This window comes from Hamadaea tsunoensis DSM 44101 (assembly GCF_000428945.1).
GTDB lineage: Bacteria > Actinomycetota > Actinomycetes > Mycobacteriales > Micromonosporaceae > Hamadaea > Hamadaea tsunoensis.
This window is the reverse complement of record NZ_AUAX01000017.1, coordinates 241858-258873: the sequence shown is the minus strand read 5'-3', so window position 1 is coordinate 258873 and position 17016 is coordinate 241858. Positions and strand designations below refer to the sequence as shown.

The 17016-nt window shown below is 71.6% G+C and carries 16 protein-coding genes; 6 read left to right on the top strand and 10 right to left on the bottom strand.

Features of this window, described 5'->3' with window-relative positions; translation table 11 throughout:
- Positions 1 to 8: 8 nt before the first annotated feature.
- Positions 9 to 3296, bottom strand: coding sequence for an NACHT domain-containing protein (locus G401_RS0124285; protein ID WP_027344532.1), 3288 nt, complete (start codon positions 3294 to 3296; stop codon positions 9 to 11).
- 113 nt (positions 3297 to 3409) lie between these two features.
- On the opposite strand from G401_RS0124285, the gene G401_RS0124280 reads away from it, so the two are divergent.
- The gene (locus G401_RS0124280) at positions 3410 to 5089 is read left to right on the top strand and encodes an FG-GAP-like repeat-containing protein (protein WP_034592838.1); all 1680 of its coding nucleotides are present in this window, start codon (positions 3410 to 3412) and stop codon (positions 5087 to 5089) included.
- Between the two features lie 67 nt (positions 5090 to 5156).
- Positions 5157 to 5699 (top strand): flavoprotein, encoded by a 543-nt coding sequence (locus G401_RS48030; protein ID WP_084557565.1) that lies wholly within the window; start codon positions 5157 to 5159, stop codon positions 5697 to 5699.
- Here the strand turns inward: G401_RS48030 and G401_RS0124270 are convergent.
- Positions 5647 to 5940 carry a hypothetical protein gene (locus tag G401_RS0124270; protein ID WP_034592837.1) on the bottom strand — a complete coding sequence of 98 codons (294 nt, stop codon included), beginning with the start codon at positions 5938 to 5940 and terminating at the stop codon, positions 5647 to 5649. The two genes, G401_RS48030 and G401_RS0124270, sit on opposite strands and share 53 nt — an antisense overlap.
- 132 nt (positions 5941 to 6072) lie before the next feature.
- Here G401_RS0124270 and G401_RS0124265 point away from each other — a divergent pair, with 132 nt between their 5' ends.
- Positions 6073 to 7179, top strand: a complete 1107-nt coding sequence (locus G401_RS0124265) for a ScyD/ScyE family protein (protein ID WP_027344529.1) — start codon at positions 6073 to 6075, stop codon at positions 7177 to 7179.
- A gap of 107 nt (positions 7180 to 7286) precedes the next feature.
- Here G401_RS0124265 and G401_RS0124260 read toward each other — a convergent pair whose 3' ends face one another.
- Complete coding sequence (locus G401_RS0124260; RefSeq protein WP_034592834.1) at positions 7287 to 8351, bottom strand: alpha/beta fold hydrolase; 1065 nt, start codon at positions 8349 to 8351, stop codon at positions 7287 to 7289.
- Between the two features lie 175 nt (positions 8352 to 8526).
- Between G401_RS0124260 and G401_RS48025 the strand changes: the two genes are divergently transcribed.
- Positions 8527 to 9564 carry a hypothetical protein gene (locus tag G401_RS48025; RefSeq protein WP_051367082.1) on the top strand — a complete coding sequence of 346 codons (1038 nt, stop codon included), beginning with the start codon at positions 8527 to 8529 and terminating at the stop codon, positions 9562 to 9564.
- Here G401_RS48025 and G401_RS53260 read toward each other — a convergent pair.
- The 4 genes from G401_RS53260 to G401_RS0124235 form a co-directional block, all read right to left on the bottom strand.
- Positions 9561 to 10364: a class I SAM-dependent methyltransferase gene (locus G401_RS53260; protein WP_051367081.1), complete on the bottom strand. Its 804-nt coding sequence runs from the start codon at positions 10362 to 10364 to the stop codon at positions 9561 to 9563. The genes G401_RS48025 and G401_RS53260 overlap by 4 nt on opposite strands.
- Before the next feature lie 10 nt (positions 10365 to 10374).
- Positions 10375 to 11601: an FAD-dependent oxidoreductase gene (locus G401_RS0124245; protein ID WP_027344527.1), complete on the bottom strand. Its 1227-nt coding sequence runs from the start codon at positions 11599 to 11601 to the stop codon at positions 10375 to 10377.
- Positions 11598 to 12206, bottom strand: a complete 609-nt coding sequence (locus G401_RS48015; RefSeq protein WP_157546267.1) for a PadR family transcriptional regulator — start codon at positions 12204 to 12206, stop codon at positions 11598 to 11600. The genes G401_RS0124245 and G401_RS48015 overlap by 4 nt, the downstream gene beginning before the upstream one ends.
- A gap of 173 nt (positions 12207 to 12379) precedes the next feature.
- Positions 12380 to 13015: a hypothetical protein gene (locus G401_RS0124235; RefSeq protein ID WP_027344526.1), complete on the bottom strand. Its 636-nt coding sequence runs from the start codon at positions 13013 to 13015 to the stop codon at positions 12380 to 12382.
- 211 nt (positions 13016 to 13226) lie between these two features.
- On the opposite strand from G401_RS0124235, the gene G401_RS56845 reads away from it, so the two are divergent.
- Positions 13227 to 13400 (top strand): hypothetical protein, encoded by a 174-nt coding sequence (locus G401_RS56845; protein WP_169734247.1) that lies wholly within the window; start codon positions 13227 to 13229, stop codon positions 13398 to 13400.
- A gap of 17 nt (positions 13401 to 13417) precedes the next feature.
- Positions 13418 to 14140, top strand: coding sequence for a VIT1/CCC1 transporter family protein (locus G401_RS0124225; protein ID WP_027344525.1), 723 nt, complete (start codon positions 13418 to 13420; stop codon positions 14138 to 14140).
- An 85-nt stretch (positions 14141 to 14225) separates the two neighbouring features.
- Here G401_RS0124225 and G401_RS0124220 read toward each other — a convergent pair whose 3' ends face one another.
- The 3 genes from G401_RS0124220 to G401_RS0124210 form a co-directional block, all read right to left on the bottom strand.
- Positions 14226 to 14705, bottom strand: a complete 480-nt coding sequence (locus G401_RS0124220) for an NUDIX hydrolase (protein ID WP_027344524.1) — start codon at positions 14703 to 14705, stop codon at positions 14226 to 14228.
- A 309-nt stretch (positions 14706 to 15014) separates the two neighbouring features.
- A complete protein-coding gene (locus tag G401_RS48010) occupies positions 15015 to 15809 on the bottom strand; it encodes an alpha/beta fold hydrolase (RefSeq protein ID WP_034592832.1) in 795 nt (264 codons plus the stop codon).
- Complete coding sequence (locus G401_RS0124210) at positions 15806 to 16999, bottom strand: RNA polymerase sigma factor (RefSeq protein ID WP_027344523.1); 1194 nt, start codon at positions 16997 to 16999, stop codon at positions 15806 to 15808. The genes G401_RS48010 and G401_RS0124210 overlap by 4 nt, the downstream gene beginning before the upstream one ends.
- Positions 17000 to 17016: the final 17 nt, after the last annotated feature.

Here is a 17016-nt window from a genome sequence, read left to right as displayed (position 1 = left end):
CGCGGATGTCATTCGGGCCCGTCGGCTTCGGCCGGCGGGCCTCCTTCACGGGCGAAACCCTCGTGGCGCAGGGCGCGCATGAGGTCGAGCGCCAATCTCGCCTCGTCCGGCGCGGCGGCCGGCAGGCCGCCGGCCCGCAGCTCGTCGATCAGCCGGCCGACGGCGACGACCGGGAGCGCTCCTTCGTTCCAGGCGGACAACACCGCCAGGGCGAGTGCGGCCCGGTGGCGGACCGCCGGATCGAGCATGATCTGCACGACCCGCCGGCGGGTCTGGCCACGGTCGTCCTCGTGGCGGCGGAAGTCGTCGTCACCGATGAAGTCGGGGTAGGCCATGATCCCGGCGGCGAGGGCGAGCGGATCGACCTCGACGCGGTCGCTGACCCGCAGCAGCCAGTGCAGCCACTCGGTGACCTGGAATTCCCGCAGCAGGTGAGCGGTCGCCTTCAGGACGACCGCCGCCATCCTGGCGGTCTCCCGCAGGTCTTCGTCCGCCAGCGCGGACGGCTCCGGCGACAGGAAGTAGACCTCCGGCCGCTCCGGATGGGCGAGCAGCGCCAGCGCCCAGTTCATGACGCCCTCGCGCCAGCGACCGTCGTGCTCCTGGAAATGCATGCCCTCCAGCACTGCGTAGCCCATCCGCAGGCGCGCCTCCTGCGCCTTGTTGCCGACCAGCGCCGCGGCGAGCATGTCCACGAGCTCGGGGGGCATCGTGCGCCGCTGCACCGGCAGGACCATCCCGCTTTCCAGGTCCAGCATGGCCAGCAGCGCGCTGAGCCCGGCCGGCTCCAGGCCCGCCTGCCACAAGGCCACCGTGGACCGCCACTGCGCCGTGGCCTCGTCGGCCCACACGTCCGACAGGCCGATCACCCGGTCGTCGGTCGCCGGCAGCATCACCCGCAACAGGACCAGATTCGCCGTGTACGCCGCCAGCCGCCGGACCTGATCGGGCGCGACCGGGTGGTAACCGGCGTAGCGGTCGGATCCGTGGCGGCTGCGGGCGCGGGAGAGCAGCTGTTCGAGGACGCGCAGGACGCGCTCCTGCTCGTTCCCGGCCGCCTCCCGGAACAGTTCGCTGGCCAGGGTGAGGATGTTGGCCCGGGTCGCCAGGGGCTGGTGGGCCAGCAGCGCGAACAGCAGGTCGTCCTCGGGATCGCGCAGGTTGACGCGGCGGCCGTGGGTCGCCTCGGCCACGTCGGCCAGCGTGTCGACCAGGTAGCTCGCGATCAGGTACTCGCCGAAGGTCGCGTGCAGGAATTCGTAGGAGCGCTGGGCGGAGTCCGGGCGTACCTGGGCCTCGGCGGCGTGCACGAAGAAGAAGTGCCCGAGGACGCCGAACGCGATGTCCTCCGGCCGGGTGTGCGTCGCCTCGGCGAGTTTCAGCCCGACCAGGTCGGCGGCCAGCTCGATGTCGGTGACGCTCTGCCGGCCGCGGTTGAACATGGCGAACGCGGCGACGGCCAGCTCCTCCAGCCGTCCGTCGACGGTCTCGGTGATGCTGCCCGCGCGCGTACGCAGCAGGCGCTTGGACAGTTCGCGGCGGATGAAGTTGTCCAGCAGGCGCCGGTAGAGCCGGGCCGCCGAGAGGTCCTCGTCCAGCGCGGCGGCGCCGGGGTCGGCCGAGTACAGGGCCAGCATCAGCAGCAGCAGCGGCTGCCGGGCCAGCTGGCGCTGGGTGCGGATCTCGGCGTACGTGACGTCGCGGACGGTCCCGCGGGTGATGCCGTCGATGTTGGCCCGCCGCCAGCTGCGCAGCCAGGACACGATCTGCGCGTCGTCGAAGTCCTCGAGTTTGACGATCACCGTGCCGGCGGGGATCTCGACCCGGTCGGCGACGAGCGTCCGGGAGGTCACGACGACGAACACCGGCCGGCCGAGGGCGGCCTCGCGGCGCTGGAAGTCCACCACGTCGTACAGGTAGCCGCCCCGGTTGTCGGTGGTCGCCTGCAGCAGTTCGTCGAGGCCGTCGAGGAGGATCACCCGGATGGTGGCGGCCGCCTCGTCGGACAGGTCCGCCCAGTCGACGCGGCCGTGCGTACTCAGGTTGAGGCCCTGCTGGATCTGGTCGTAGATCGGCACGTTGGCGCGTACGCCGCGCAGCGGCACCCGGACCGCCGTGTACGCGCCGGCCGGCAGCCGGGCGGCGAGCACCTTGGTGAGCATCGACTTGCCGGCGCCGGGGTGGCCGAGCAGCAGCATGGGCGCCTGCGTGCCGTCGGCCGACGTCACGTACGCCGTCAGCAGGTCGTCGATGTTGGAGCGGACCTCGACCGCCGCCCACCACGCCTCGTCGGCCGGGCGGGCGTCCTCGGCGGCCGGCGCCACGCGGTACGACGGGTCGACGTAGATCTCCTCGATCGTGGGGAACTCGACGGCGGTGCCGTACCGCTCGACGGCCGCCGGCACGATCGACTCCGACAGCACCGCCCTGTTGACCCGGTAAACCGTCTCGGCGAGCCGGTGCTCGGCGGGATCGCCCGGCGCCATCTGGGTCAGGATGTCCTCGACCCGTTTCAGCGCGCTGACCTGCCCGTCCACCTGCGCGGCCAGGTTGTCGATCCGGGCCTGCGTCGCCGCGTGCTCGGCGAGCGATCCCCACACCCGGAACTCCGGCACGGTCGTCGCGAACTCGAGGTAGCGGGACCTGTACCGGTCGAGCGCCCGGGCGGGCAGGTCGGCCGTCAGCTCCAGCTGCCGCGTCCGCAGGTCCGCGGCCACCGCCTCCCAGGCCGCCAGCCCGGACAGGAACTCCCGGGTACGCCGGGCGGCCGCCGCGTACCAGCGCTCGATGTCGGCGAGGTTGTCGGTGTAGCCGTGCGCGGCCGACGGCGCGGGGACGGCCGACCGGTAGATCGCGTCGAACGCGGAGGTGCCGGTGCCGAGGCCGAGGACGGCGCCCCGCTCGGCGTCGGTCATCTCCAGCCGGGCGAAGCCCCGCGCGCCGATGAACTCCTCCAGCGCCTCCAGGTACGCCGCGGCGACCAGCGTGGTGTGCGCGGCGATGACGAGCTGGAACCGCTCCCGCCCGCGTACGCCGGAGATGCGCTGACGGCCGGTGTCCAGGGCGCGGCGCAGGAGGTCCATGGCCTCGTTCTTCTGGTCGATCCACCCCCAGACGGCGGCGAGGGCGGCGGCGGGCGCGAGGCCGGGCCCGGTGACGGCGGCGATCCCGACGGCGGCGCCGGCGGCCAGGCTGGCCCCGCCGAGCAGCGCGCTGAGCTGCTCGATGCGCCCGCGGTCGTGATGACCGAGGATCCGCAGGGCGCCGCCGAAGGTCAGGGTCGGTTCATGGCGCATGTACAGGCTCCTCGTTCGGCGGCCGTCTATGTCATCGTAACGGCTGCTCACAACACGTCGGTGTACACGAAGGACATTCACGCGAACGTGGCCGGATATGATATGAAGTAGATATGTTCCGAATTCCATTCCATCGCCGGCTCACCGCGCTGTGCCTGGCGGTCCTGGCGGTCCTGGCCCTCCAGCCGGCCGCGCCGGCCCGGGCGGACTCCCTGCCCGTCGAGCCCGCCCCGCCGCTGCGGCTCGTCAGCTACAACATGTGCGGCGACCACTGCCCCATGGCCGACGAGACGCCCCGCGAGGACTACATCGAGCAGCAGGCGGACGGCCGGTCGTGGAACGCCGACGCGATCTTCCTCGCCGAGGTCTGCGAGCACCAGTTCAACGCGCTCCAGACGGCGTTGCGGCCCAAGGGTTTCAACGGCCGGTTCGTCCGGACACGGACGCAGAGCGCGGGCATCTGCAAGGGCTACAAGTACGGCATGGCCGTGTTCGTGAAGGGGCCGGTCGTCCAGGCCGTGGACTTCACCATGACCACGAACATCGCCAACGAGGACATCATCTCGCCGTGCGTCGAGACGTACCTGCAGAACCGGGCCGTGTGGGCCTGCTCGGTGCACCTGTTCTGGGGCGGCGTGACCCAGGACTACGACGGCCCGGCGGTCCGGGCGGCGGAGGCGGCCAAGCTCGCCGCCCAGGCGAAGACCTGGCACGACGCCGGCTTCCCCGTCCTGCTCGGCGGCGACTTCAATGCCACCCCGCTCGCCAAGCCGCTCAGCTACTTCTACAGCGCCCCGCTGCTCGGCGGCCTCGGCGCGTTCCACGAGGCCGACGAGACCGATCCGGCGTACTTCTCCGCGTACGGGTGCGCGGCGACCGAGACGGCCTGCCGGTCGGGCGAGAACACCTTCGTCACCGACGCGAAGATCGACTACGTCTTCTTCAGCTCCGGCGACTTCCGCGACATTCACGGCGACGTCCAGCCCGCGACGCCGTACTCCGATCACGACCTGTACCGCGCCGCCGCGTGGTGGCCCGACTGCGGCCTGCCCGGCACGCCGACCGCCGGCGTGATCCGGCGCGACGCGTACGGGCGGATCTTCCGGTACGCCGGCCGCCCCGACGGCACGGTCGCGCCGGCCTGCGAGGCGGGCTTCGGCTGGTCGGGGATGCGTACGGTGGCGCGGCACGGGGACTTCGACGGCGACGGCACGGAGGACCTGCTCGCGATCGACGCCGGGGGCTCGCTGTGGCTGTATCCGGCCGACGCCGCCGGGCAGTTCTCCGGCTCGACCCGCCGCCTGCTGGGCACCGGGTGGCAGGACTACGACGTGCTGCTGGCGCCCGGCGACTTCACCGGCGACGGCAGAGCCGATCTGATCGCGCGGGACGGTTCCGGCGTGCTCTGGCTGCTCGCCGGCACCCCCGCCGGCGGATACGCGGCCCGCGTCCAGATCGGCACCGGCTGGCAGATCTATCCGATCCTGCTGGCACCCGGCGACTTCGACGGCGACGGAAAGGCCGACCTCATCGGGCGGGACGGCGCCGGGATCCTCTGGTTCTACGCCGGCGACGGCACCGGCGCGTACGCCGCCCGGACGAAGATCGGCACGAACTGGCAGGTCTACGACGCGATCGTGGGCGCCGGGGACGTCGACGGCGACGGCCGGGCGGACCTGATCGCCCGCGACCCGTCCGGCGGTCTCTGGTTCTACCGCGGCGACGGTGCGGCCGGGTACGCGCCCCGGGCCCAGATCGGCTACAGCTATCCCGCCGGAGAGCTGATCTTCTGAAGCCGTACTGCAGCGAGGACGGGGTCCGCGTGCGGGCGGACCCCGTCCCCCACTAAGTTCGGTGGACGTGCCCACTCCCGTCGTCGCCGTCGTCGCCTGCGGCGCTCCCCCGGTCAGCGCGCTGCCGGATCTCCTGCACCGGCTGCGCGACCGCGACTGGGACGTGTACGCGTTCCTCACCGCCCGCGCCGCCCAGTGGATCGATCCGGCGCGGATCGACCGGCTGGCCGGGCACCGGGTGCGGACCGCGCTGCGGGAGCCGACCGAGCCGAAGGGCGTACCGCTGCCCGATCTGGTGGTCGTCGCGCCGGCCACGTTCAACACGGTCAACCAGTGGGCGGCCGGGATCAACGACACCGCGCCGCTCGGCCTGCTGAACGAGGCGCTGGGCGCGGGCGTCCCGATCGTCGTCGCGCCGAACGTGAAGGGCGCGCTGGCGCACCACCCCGCCTACGGCCGCAGCATCGACCTGCTGCGCGGGGCCGGTGTACGCTTCACCGCCCCGGACGCGCTCGGCCCGGGCCCGGACGGCTACGCGTGGCCGCCGGTCCTGGAACTCATCGACGAGGTACTTCGTCCACTTCGTACACCTCCGTGGTCGGAGCGTTGACGCCCAACGCATCCCGGGCGGCCAGCCGGGCCGGGTGGACCATGACGGCCGCCATCACGTCGCGCGACGGGAACCACAGCTCCTGCACCTCGGTACGCCCGTCCGGCGTCCGCAGCCGCCGCTCGACCCGGGAGTCGAACCCGGGCAACAGATCCAGGACGAGATCTTCGTAGCGCTGCCCGCCCTCGACGTCCTGTTCGGACATCGTCACGACGGCCACGATCCGGAATCCGTTCTCCATCCGCCGAGCGTAGACGCATGATCGTTGGCACGCGTACCCGGCGCGTCAAACCGACATATGCCCTGAAAGTGCGATTTGATCAGCCCGGATCGGCCGTGTACGCACGGTCGCAGCACTTTACAGGGGGATTCTTTGCGCGTACTGACAGCGGCAGCCGCGGCCTTGGCCGCCATGCTCGCCCCAACCGCCGCCCTGGCCCACGGCCCGGGCCGACCCGAGGCGCTGACGGTCGTCGCCCAGCACCTCAACAACCCGCGCGGCCTGGCCTTCGGCCCGGACGGCGCACTCTACGTCGCCGAGGCGGGCAAGGGCGGCAGCGGTCCCTGCTTCCCCGGCCCCGAAGGCGGCGACTCCTGCTTCGGGACCACCGGCTCGCTCGCCCGGATCAAGAACGGCCAGGTCGCCCGGGTCCTCACCGGCCTGCCCTCGCTGGCCGACCCCGACGGCTCGGGCGCGATCGGCCCGTCCGACGTCACCTTCTTCGGCATCGGCTTCCTGACCACCGGCCTCGGCGCCAACCCCGACCTGCGCAACCAGCTGCCCGCCGCCGGAAAGAAGCTCGGCAGCCTCTACAGCTTCCTGCCGGGCTCGCTCGCCCCCAAGTTCACGCTGCGGAAGGTCGCGGACATCTCGGCGTACGAGAAGGCGCACAACCCCGACGGCGGCGAGACCGACTCCAACCCGCAGAGCGTCGTGCCCGGACCCGGCGGCCTGGCCGTCGCCGACGCGGGCGGCAACACGCTGCTCGGCGTCACGCCCAAGGGCGGCATCTCCACGCTCGCGGTCTTCCCGGACAAGCTCACCCCGGCGCCGCCGTTCCTCGGCCTGCCGCCCGGCACGAAGATCCCGTACCAGGCGGTGCCCACCGGCGTCGCGTACCACGCGGGCGCCTACTACCTGGGCCAGCTGACCGGCTTCCCGTTCCCGAAGGGCGCGGCGAAGATCTACCGCGTCGTGCCGGGCCACGCCCCGACCGTGGTCGCCGGCGGCTTCACCAACCTGATCGACATCGCCTTCGACGCGCACGGCACGCTCTACGCGCTGGAGATCGCGGCCGATTCGCTGCTGTCCGACGCCCCGTCCGGCACGCTGCTCAAGGTCGTCCCCGGTCACGCGCCGGTCACCGTGGTCAGCGGGCTCACCTTCCCGGGCGGACTGACCATCAAGGACGGGTACGCGTACATCAGCGACTGCGGCGTCTGCGCCGGCGGCGGCCGCATCCTCCGCACCCACCTGTAACCCGCCGATAGACCCCGACGATCTTGCGCGAATGTCTCAAATTTCGCGGCGAATGCCCGAATAGCCCGGACATTCGCGCAAGATCGTCGGGAGGGAAGGGAGGGGGGTCAGCGGGTGGCGGGGAGGACGGTGCGGCGGAGGGCGTCGAGGAAGCGGTCGGGCTGGGTGAACGCCGCGAAGTGGCTCGCTCCTTCGATCAGCACCATCTCCTTCACCGGCGCCGACACCGCCTCGAAGAACTCCTGCGCCAGCCCGGTGACGGTCAGCACGTCGGTCGCCCCCTGCAGCAGGTGGAACGGCACCTCGAACACGGTCCCGTCCGCGTACGCGTCGTAGCGCATGACCTCCGCGTACATCTGCTTCTGGGTGTCGATGAAGCCGGCCAGCAGGTGGCGGACGTCGGCGAGCGAGTACAGCGGCGAGGTGAACGCGAGCGGGAACAGCAGCTTGGTGACGCCGTTGGGGGTGGTGGGGTCGGTCTTCATGGTCCAGTCCATCTTGGTCTGCCAGGCGCGCAGGTCCCACGCGGACGGATCGGCGCCGATCGCCTCCAGGGCGCGCACGGCCTTGGCGTTCCCGGCGGCGCGGACGCGCTCCAGGGTCATCCGGTAGCCGGCTTCCTCGTTGCGGTGCATGTCGGCGTACATGTCGGTGCAGACCAGCGCCGAGAACAGGTCGGGGCGGCGGCGGGCCAGGGGCAGCCCGAGCAGGGTGCCCATCGATCCGGCCAGCAGGACGACCTGGTCCTTGCCGAGGTGGCGGCGCACCCACTCGACCACCTCGATCGCGTCCGCCAGCAGCTGGGCGTAGGTGTTGGCGCCGGGATCGGCCGGGCCGCTGCGGGCACGGGTCTTGCCGACCCCGCGGCGGTCCCACTGGACGACGGTGAAGTCCTTCTCCCAGGAGCGGATGAGCGGGGTGAAGACCGCGTAGGGCGAGCCGGGTCCGCCGTGCAGGACCAGCAGCACCGGGTTGGCCCGGTCCTCGCCGCGGATCTGCACCCACTGCTCGACCCCGCCGACCGGCAGGTAGTGCTCCTCGACGATCCCGTCCGGACCGTCGACGCGCAGGTCCCTCGCGACGGCGGCCCGGCGCACCTGCCGGTACGCGAGCCCGCCCGCGACGGGAACGGCGACGGCGGCGGCAGCGGCCAGGGCGGCGATCTCGATCATGACTGTCCTCCTGAGACGGAGCGCCGCACCTTGGCCGGTCCGGCATCTCGGCCGCCCCTCGGCGGCCACGGGAGAACCATACAGTTGTCTTAGACGTTTGTGCAAGACGCTTGTATCAGCAGCTCACACGGCGCGCCTGTCGGCTTTTGCAGGTTTTGTCGGGTAATTCTGTGCGGTGCGTACCCACACCCGTGTCGCGGTGGTCGCCGGCCTGGCCGCCACGCTCCCCGCCGCGCTGCTCCTGCCGCGAGGCGTCGCCGCCGCGCCGGACCCGCTCGCCAGCGCCACCCTGGTACAGCTGACCGAGCAGGACGTACCCCCGCTGGGGCTGACCGCGTACTCGGGAACGTACGGGCGCGCGGTGAGCAACGCCGTCGGCGACGTCGACCCCGGCGACTTCAGCGACCCCGACAACATGCTCAGCCGGATGTCGATCGCCACGATGGTCACCGACACGTCGGCGGCGGCCTCGAAATACTTCGGCCAGGCCCAGCTGACCGCGTTCAACCTGTTCTACAACGGCCGCGATCTCGTCCAGCTCGGCGCGGCCGGGTCGGTCGGCTCGATGGACTCCTACGCCGAATGCGTACCGCCGCCGATCGGGCCGATCGCCCTGGCGTACAACCGGACGGACGCGAACCAGCTCACCGTGCTGGGCCGGCCGGCGACGATCGGCACGAACGTCTACGACATCACGGGCGCGGATCTCGGGCTCGCCACCATCGGTCCGAGCACGCTGACGGTCGTGGTGACCCCGCACCAGGACCCGGCGGTACAGGCCTTCCAGCCGACCGCGGAGGCATGGCTGGACATCGACGCGTCGGGCGTCCTCAACGACACCGGCGGCACGCAGGTCTACAGTGGACCGATTCTGCACCTGCGGCTCGGCGAGGTGCACGCCAACTGCGCGGCGATCGTCTCCCCCAGCCCTTCGCCCAGCGCGTCCGCGTCACCCAGCGGGTCGCCTTCGCCCAGCGGGTCGCCCAGCGCCGGTCCGAGCAACTCCCTCAACGGCAGCCCGTCGCCGTCGGCCACGACGCCGGCCCCGCCCGTCTCCCCGTCCGGCAGCACGCCCGCGCCGCCCGTCAGCCCGACCACGCGGCCGCCGCTGCCGGTCACCGGATCGCCGCTGGGCCCCCTGACCGGCGCCGGCCTCGCCGCGCTCCTGGCCGGGGCGATTCTCCTGTACGCGTCGCGGCGCCGCCTGCGCTAGTACCGCCGGGTGTTGTAGCAGTTCGTCGACCAGTCCACCGTGATCCGGTCGGCGAACCGCTCCCGGATCAGGTCTCCCGTGCGGGCCAGGAGCGCCTCGCGCTGCTCCGCCGGCATGATGAGGAACGACGACGTGGACGCCTGGAAGCCGCAGAACTCCTCCGCGGTATACGCCTGCTGCCAGGCGTACTTGGTGGCGCCGCGGTAGTCGAGATCGGGGTGCGCGGCCAGTTCGACGGCCGGTCCGGACGTCGCCGGATCCTCGATGACGTCCCGGTCGGCCGCCGAGGCGATCATGCCGCCCGGCCGCAGGTGGCCGTGCAGGTCGAACTCGTCGTAGAGGGTCTCGACGGCGGACTCGACGGCCGGGTCGGCGAATACGCCGCCGTTCCACACCAGACCCAGATAGCCGCCCGGGCCGAGCAGCCGGGCGGCCCGGTCCACGCGCCCGTCCGCCGTCCAGTGCCAGGCCTGGAAGCACACCAGACCGTCGAACGGCACGGGGTCCGAGAACTCCTCGTACGTGCCGGCACGTACGCGTACCGCGTCGATCTTCGTGGCGAGCACGGCGGCCATCTGCGGATCCGGTTCGAGGGCGGTCACGTCGAGCCCGGCCGCGAGCAGTTCCCTGGTCGCGATGCCCGTTCCCGCGCCGATCTCCAGCACGCGCGGCCCGGGCACCTGCGCCGCGATGTGGGCGAACAGCGCGGCGGGGTACCCGGGACGGTAGCGTTCGTACAGGTCGGCGGCCGCACCGAAGGAGCGGGCCCGCGACTCGTTGGCTTCCTCGGCAGTCGTCACGCCGCCGATCCTAGGCGGCGGCGACGAGCTCCGGGCGGACCGGTGCGTCCCAGTCGATGCGGTACGCGAACTGCCACGCCATCTTCTCGGGCTTCATCATCTTCATGGCGACCGGCATCACGAGGTCCCGGATCACCCGGGCAACCGGGCCGGCGGCCTTGTCGCTGTTGGTCCGCGCGGCCATGGCGATGACGCGTTCGACGCGGGCCCGGCGCTGCCCTTCGTAGGCGGCGAACGCCTGGTCGTAGGGCAGGTCGCGCAGGCACCGGGCAAGCTCGACGCCGCTCTCGACGGCCAGCGAGGCGCCCTGCCCGGAACTCGGCGAGGTCGGGTGGGCCGCGTCGCCGATGAGGCACACCCGGCCCCGGTGCCACACGGGTACGTGCGGGATGTCCTCGAGTCCGCCGGTGATCACGAGGTCCTCGGGCCGCGTACGGCCGATCATCTCCCGCGCGGGGACGCGGTCCTCGGTGAACTGGGCGGCCAGGCGGCGCAGCCACTCATCGTTCGGCACCCGCATCGCCTCGGTACGCGACATCGGCTCCTTGTGCGGCAGGTTGACGAACCAGCCGCCGTCGCCGTCATCGGAGACCTGGTAGCCGAAGAAGGCCCGCTTGCCGAAGACCATGTGCATCTTGTCCTGTGTGGATGGAAGCCCGGTCGCCGCGACCTGAGCGCCGAAGCCGAGCAGTCCGGCGTAGCGCGGACTCGGGGCGGCCGGGTCGATGAGGCCGCGGACCGCCGAGCGGATGCCGTCGGCGCCGATCAGGATGTCCGCCGTCGCGGTCGTGCCGTCGGCGAACCGGGCGGTCACCCCGTCGGCCGTCTCGGTCAGCCCGACCAGCCGGCGGCCGTGCTCGATGCGGATGCCGCGGCGGGCCGCCTCGGCGTAGAGGGCGGCGTAGAGGTCGCCGCGCCAGACGAGCTGCATGTCGGGCAGGTCGGCGAGCGGCCCGCTGTCGGCCGAGCCGAACTCGCCGAGCACCTTGCCCGTCCAGCTCTGCATCACCATGCCGCGCATCGGTACGCCGACCGCCCGCACGATCTCGCCGGCGTCGATGACGTCCAGGGCCAGCTGACCGTTCGGGGCGATGCTGAGCGCGCCGCCCACCCCGTCGGCCGTCTGCGCGTACGCCTCGAAGACGGTGGCGTCGATGCCGGCCTTCCGCAGCGCCATGGCCGCGACCGGCCCGGCGATCCCGCCGCCGATGACCAGCGCGGTACGGGTTGAAGTCATGATCGTTCCCCCTCGTGGAATGCGGCCCAGAGCCCGGCGCCCCAGCCGGCGACCGGATCGGTGATCCGCTCGATGAACCGGCGCACGAACGCGATCTCGGCGTCCAGCATCGCCAGCCGGTACTCCTCCTCGACCAGGAAGAGCGGGTGCACGTCGTTGCCGACGGCCTCGTCGTAGTTGTCCTGAGTGGACCGCCGGTCGCCGGTCAGCCGGTCCAGGCGCCGGTTCAGCAGGTCGACGACCTCGTCCGGCGGCAGCGCCGACACGAGCGACAGGGCGGCGACGAAGTGCGGGTACTCGTGCTCGGGCAGCTCGACCAGCTCCCGCAGCCAGTCACGCTGCTCGGCGCGGCCGGCCTCGGTGAGCGCGTAGACGGTGCGCTCCGGCCGGGCGCCGTCACGGCTGGTCTCCTGCTCGGTGATGAAACCGGCCTTCGCCAGCTGGCCGACCACCATGTAGAGCGAGCCGTGGTTGAACTTGATGCTGCGCGCGTCGCCGTTGTCCCGCAGGGCCTTGCTCAGCTCGTACGGGTGCATCGGCCGCATCAGCAGGTACGACAGCACCGCCAGACCCAGCAGGTTGCCGACCTTCCGCTTCGTCGTCACCACCCTAGTATTCAGCCTCAACTAGTCAGAGTCAACTATTCCGAACCGACTAAGCCGCCGCCCGTCGCGCCGCGCCGGTCTTTCTGCGCCGATCTTGCGCGAATGTACCGGCATTCCAGACATTCCCGACGAAATTCGGGACATTCGCGCAAGATCGTTGAGATTCGGGGGCGCTACGCCTTGGTGAGCTTCCACGAGACGGCGGAGTTCGACATCGTGGCGGTCGAGCCGGAGCAGGTGTAGTTCAGGACGCCCTTGCTGAGGTCGAGCGCGCCGCCGAGCGGCTGGGTGGGCGCGGCCTGCTCCTTGTTGCCGACCTTCATGGTGATGGTCGTCTTGACGTTGTTGACCGGCATGGTGCCGGAGATCTTGCCGTCCTCGGCCTTCCAGTCGGCGCTCTCGGCGGAGCCGGCGAACTTGTCGGTGATGGTCATGCTGATGCCGGTGCTCATCGGCGAGGTGATCATCACCGCGTTGGCGTACGTGATCGTCATCTTGTCGCCGAAGGTGAGAGTGACCGTGCCGGTGCTCGTGCCGGTGGCGCCGTTGGGGATCTTCGCGGCGATCTGGCGGGCCATGTCCTCGACGTCGAGCTTCCAGGTGCCGATGAGGCAGTCGTCGCGGCCGGCCGCGGTGCCGCCGCCGGCCTGGGGCGACGCCGCGGTGCTCGCACCGGATCCGGCGCCGGTGCTGCTGCCGGTGCTGCTGCCGGCGCCGGCGCCGGTCGAGGAGGTCTCCGGCCCGCAGGCGGAGACAGCGCCGAGGACGGCGCACAGCAGAAGGACGGGGGTGTGCTTGCGCAGAATCATGGCGCCCAGGGTGACAGCGGCATCACCCGAAAGGGATCGATAAGCCGACACTTCCGCCAGATCGGTACCCGGCCCGCAGGGATCGTATGGGCCGCGGACCCTCGCTGAGGCGAAGCTTCCCCTGCGGCAGCCGGCCGCGGGATGCGCGTACCATCGCCGCTATCGCCTGTGCGGGCCGCTGGCCTGCGTGAACTTGTCCACGGGAGGACTCATGTGCCGGCGCGTCACCTGTTCGAACTGCGGCAAGGCCACCTGGTCCGGGTGCGGGGAGCACATCGAGGAGGCGCTGGCCGGCGTACCGGAGTCGGAGCGGTGTGACGGCAACTGCGTACCGGCCGCGCCGGCGAAGTCCGCCTTCTCGTTCCTGCGGCGCAACCGCGCCTGAACCCCGATAATTCGGCCATGAGCGATGCGGCCGATCATGCCGGGGAAGCCCACCCCAACACCGGCGGCGAGTTCGCCTCCCGCCTGAACTGGCTGCGGGCGGGCGTCCTCGGCGCCAACGACGGCATCGTCTCCACGGCCGGCATCGTCATCGGCGTGGCCGGCGCGACCTCCGCCCGGACCGCGATCTTCACGGCCGGCATCGCCGGGCTCGTGGCCGGCGCGGTCTCCATGGCCCTCGGCGAGTACGTCTCCGTCAGCACGCAGCGCGACAGCGAGAAGGCGATGCTCCGGCGGGAACGCCGCGAGCTGGAAACCATGCCCGACGCCGAACTGGCGGAACTCGCCGGCCTCTACGAGCAGCGCGGCCTGACCCCGGCGACCGCCCGCCAGGTCGCCGTGGAGCTGACCGCGCACGACGCGCTGCGCGCCCACGCCGAAACCGAGCTCGGCATCAACACCGAAGCACTGACCAACCCGTGGCACGCCGCGTACGCGTCCGCCGTCTCGTTCACGATCGGGGCGATCCTGCCCCTGGTCGCCATCCTCCTGCCGCCCACCAGCTGGCGCGTACCGGTCACGTTCGTCGCGGTGCTGATCGCGCTGGCGATCACCGGCAGCCTCAGCGCCCGGCTCGGGGGCGCGCGCCGGGGACGGGCGATCCTGCGGGTGGTCGTCGGCGGGGCGATCGGCATGGCCATCACGTACGCCATCGGCACCCTCGTCGGCACAGCCGTCTAATGAGAAAGACTGATCGCATCTCAACCAAGAAGCGCCGCCACGCTCTGTAAGACGTCGCTTAGTCGGGGCGAGAGCCGCATAGGGCTCAGCGGCTGAAGGTCCAGGAGACCATCTCGTACCCGGCGTAGGGCATGACCCCGTGGAAGGGCGGCTCCTCGTCGAAGATCATCGGCAGCCACAGGTGGTCGCTCTCCCACATCGGCCTGGCGTCCAACTCGTCGAGCGGCACCCATTCCAGGGTGCCCTCCTCGTTGCCCCCGTGGTGCTCCCCCGCGTACGCGTCGGCCCGGAACATGAAGCACAGGACGTCCTCGGCCGGTACGCCGAACCCGCTCCACAGCACGGTCCCCCGCAGGACGAGATCGGTGACGACGAGGCCGGACTCTTCGAAGACTTCGCGGCGGGCGCAGGTGAGGACGTCCTCGCCGGGCTCGACGTGGCCGCCGAGGCTGAGGTACTTGCCGTGGTGCGGGTCGGCGGTGTCCTTGTCGCGGTGCAGCAGCAGGACACTGCCGCCGTCAGCGGAGCGGATGAAGACGCCGGTCTGCAGGATGGGGGCCACCACCAGCCCAGTCTGCCAGCCGCACATGCGAATGGGCGGGATGGTCAGCGCCATGATCGAGGCGAGTATCCGGTCGCGCCGCGGAGAAAAGACTGCCCTCACTCGTCCGGCGCGAACCGTTTCGGCACTACGGTCGCTTGATCGAATGCCGTCATTACGGCACGGCGACACCGATCCCATTGATCGAATACCTTCTATTCGGCATGGGAGCGCCTTCTTGCCGGATAGAAGGTATTTGACCAAGACGATCCGGTGCGGGCTGCCGTATTAGCGGTAAACGATCATCCCGCGGGAATCCTCGATTTCTGGTTGTCAGGAGAGGGATGTGAGGAACTTGCGTACGCGTTCGGCGACCAGTTCGGGGTGGCTGTAGGGCAGCCAGTGCCCCGCCTCGACGATCTCCGCCTCCGGGCCCTGCATTCCCGCGCCGACGTAGCGGTCGTGCCGCGGGGCGAGGACGAGGGTCGGCGTACGCGTGGCGCCGCGGGTCAGCCGCCGTCCCATGTTGGCGCGGTAGAGGGCCAGGCCGTGGCGGGCGTCGGCGGGGGCGGGCGGGTGGCCGCGGCGGGACGGGTCACTCTGGAGGACCAGCCGGAACAGTCCGGTGCGGATGGCCAGTTCCGGCAGCCAGGGCGTGCGGAAGAAGGCGATGTACGCGGACTTGAGGAGCTGGCGTACGCCCTGCCAGTAGAGGTTGCGGCGGATCCAGCGGGCGGCGTCGGGCAGGTGCGGTCCGGAGATCGAGACGAAGCCGGCCGCGTCGACGCCGTGGGTGATCGCGTACCAGCACTGGATGGAGCCCCAGTCGTGCGCGAGCAGGTACACGGGACCGTCCGGGCCGACTTCGGCGATGACGGCGCTGAGGTCGTCGGTCAGCTGTTCGAGCTGGTACGCCGCCGTGGCACCGGGTTTGCCCGACCGGCCGGCGCCGCGCACGTCGTACGCGACCACGCGGAAGTCGGGTACGAGCAGGGCGGTGACGCCGTTCCAGAGGCTGCCGTCGTCAGGGTAGCCGTGCACGCAGACGATCGTCGGGGCGTCGTCGGGGCCGGTGACGCGGACGTGCAGGGGGGTGCCGTCCGATGAAGTTACTGTGTGGTAACTCATGGCGCAGATGGTAACCGTAAACCGGCCGCCTTCGTCAGGAGGTAATCGCGCTCCGGCCCGCTCGTCGTCAGCCGCGCCGCCGCGGCCAGTTCCTCGACCGCCGCGGCCCGGTCGCCCGCCATCGCCAGCAGCTGCCCGCGTACGGCGTGCCAGCGGTGGTGGCCCGTCAGCGGCACCGTGTCCAACAGGGACAGACCCGCGGCCGGTCCGCGTACCATCGCCAGCGCCACCGCCCGGTTCAGGGTCACCATCGGGTTGCGCTGCATCCTTTCGAGTACGCCGTACAGCGCGGCGATCTGCGCCCAGTCGGTGTCGGCGGTGGACGGCGCGGCGTCGTGCAGCGCGGCGATCGCGGCCTGGAGCTGGTACGCCCCGACGGCGCCGGACGCGAACGCCTCGTCCGTGAGCCGGGTGCCCTCCTCGATCGCGGCGGCGTCCCAGCGTCCGCGATCCTGTTCGTCCAGCGGGATCAGCTCGCCGTGCGGGCCGACCCGGGCCGCTCGCCGGGCGTCGGTCAGCAGCATGAGGGCCAGCAGCCCGGCGACCTCCGGCTCGCGCGGCAGCGCGTGGCGCAGCCCCCGGGTGAGCCGGATCGCCTCCCGGGACAGGTCCGGGCGGACGTAGCCCGGCGCGCTCGTCCCCGCGTACGCCTCGGTGAACATGAGATAGAGGACGTGCAGGACGGCGGCGAGCCGCGGCCGCCAGGTGTCCGGGCGCGTGAAGGGTACGCCGGAGGCGAGGATCGTCGCCTTGGCGCGGCTGATGCGCTGGGCCATGGTGGCCTCGGGGACGAGGAACGCCGCGGCGATCTCGGCGGTGGACAGGCCGCCCACGGCCCGCAGCGTCAGCGCGATGGCCGAGGGCGGGGTGAGCGCCTCGTGGCAGCACAGGAACAGCAGTTCCAGCGAGTCGTCGCGGCCGTCCTGCGGGGTCGGCCAGTCCAGGGACTCGCGGCGGCGGCGGGCGTCGTCGGCGCGCCAGATGTTGAGCAGGCGCCGGGAGGCGGTGGTGACCAGCCACCCCTCGGGCGAATCCGGTACGCCGTCGCGCGGCCACGCGTGCGCCGCGGCGATGAGCGCCTCCTGCACCGCGTCCTCGGCGGATTCGAAGTCGCGGTACTTGCGGGCGACCGTGCCGAGGACCCGCGGCGCGAGCGTGCGCAGCAGGTCCTCGACGGCGGGTGTGCTCACAGATGGACCCTGCCCCT

Excerpts from the sequence above, each read along its gene's own strand:
- G401_RS0124260 (WP_034592834.1), bottom strand. The coding sequence starts at position 8,351 with ATGATCGAGATCGCCGCCCTGGCCGCTGCCGCCGCCGTCGCCGTTCCC.
- G401_RS0124225 (WP_027344525.1), top strand. The coding sequence starts at position 13,418 with ATGAGCGATGCGGCCGATCATGCCGGGGAAGCCCACCCCAACACCGGC.
- G401_RS0124270 (WP_034592837.1), bottom strand. The coding sequence starts at position 5,940 with ATGGAGAACGGATTCCGGATCGTGGCCGTCGTGACGATGTCCGAACAG.
- G401_RS0124285 (WP_027344532.1), bottom strand. The coding sequence starts at position 3,296 with ATGCGCCATGAACCGACCCTGACCTTCGGCGGCGCCCTGCGGATCCTC.
- G401_RS48010 (WP_034592832.1), bottom strand. The coding sequence starts at position 15,809 with ATGAGTTACCACACAGTAACTTCATCGGACGGCACCCCCCTGCACGTC.
- G401_RS56845 (WP_169734247.1), top strand. The coding sequence starts at position 13,227 with ATGTGCCGGCGCGTCACCTGTTCGAACTGCGGCAAGGCCACCTGGTCC.
- G401_RS0124245 (WP_027344527.1), bottom strand. The coding sequence starts at position 11,601 with ATGACTTCAACCCGTACCGCGCTGGTCATCGGCGGCGGGATCGCCGGG.
- G401_RS0124235 (WP_027344526.1), bottom strand. The coding sequence starts at position 13,015 with ATGATTCTGCGCAAGCACACCCCCGTCCTTCTGCTGTGCGCCGTCCTC.
- G401_RS0124280 (WP_034592838.1), top strand. The coding sequence starts at position 3,410 with ATGTTCCGAATTCCATTCCATCGCCGGCTCACCGCGCTGTGCCTGGCG.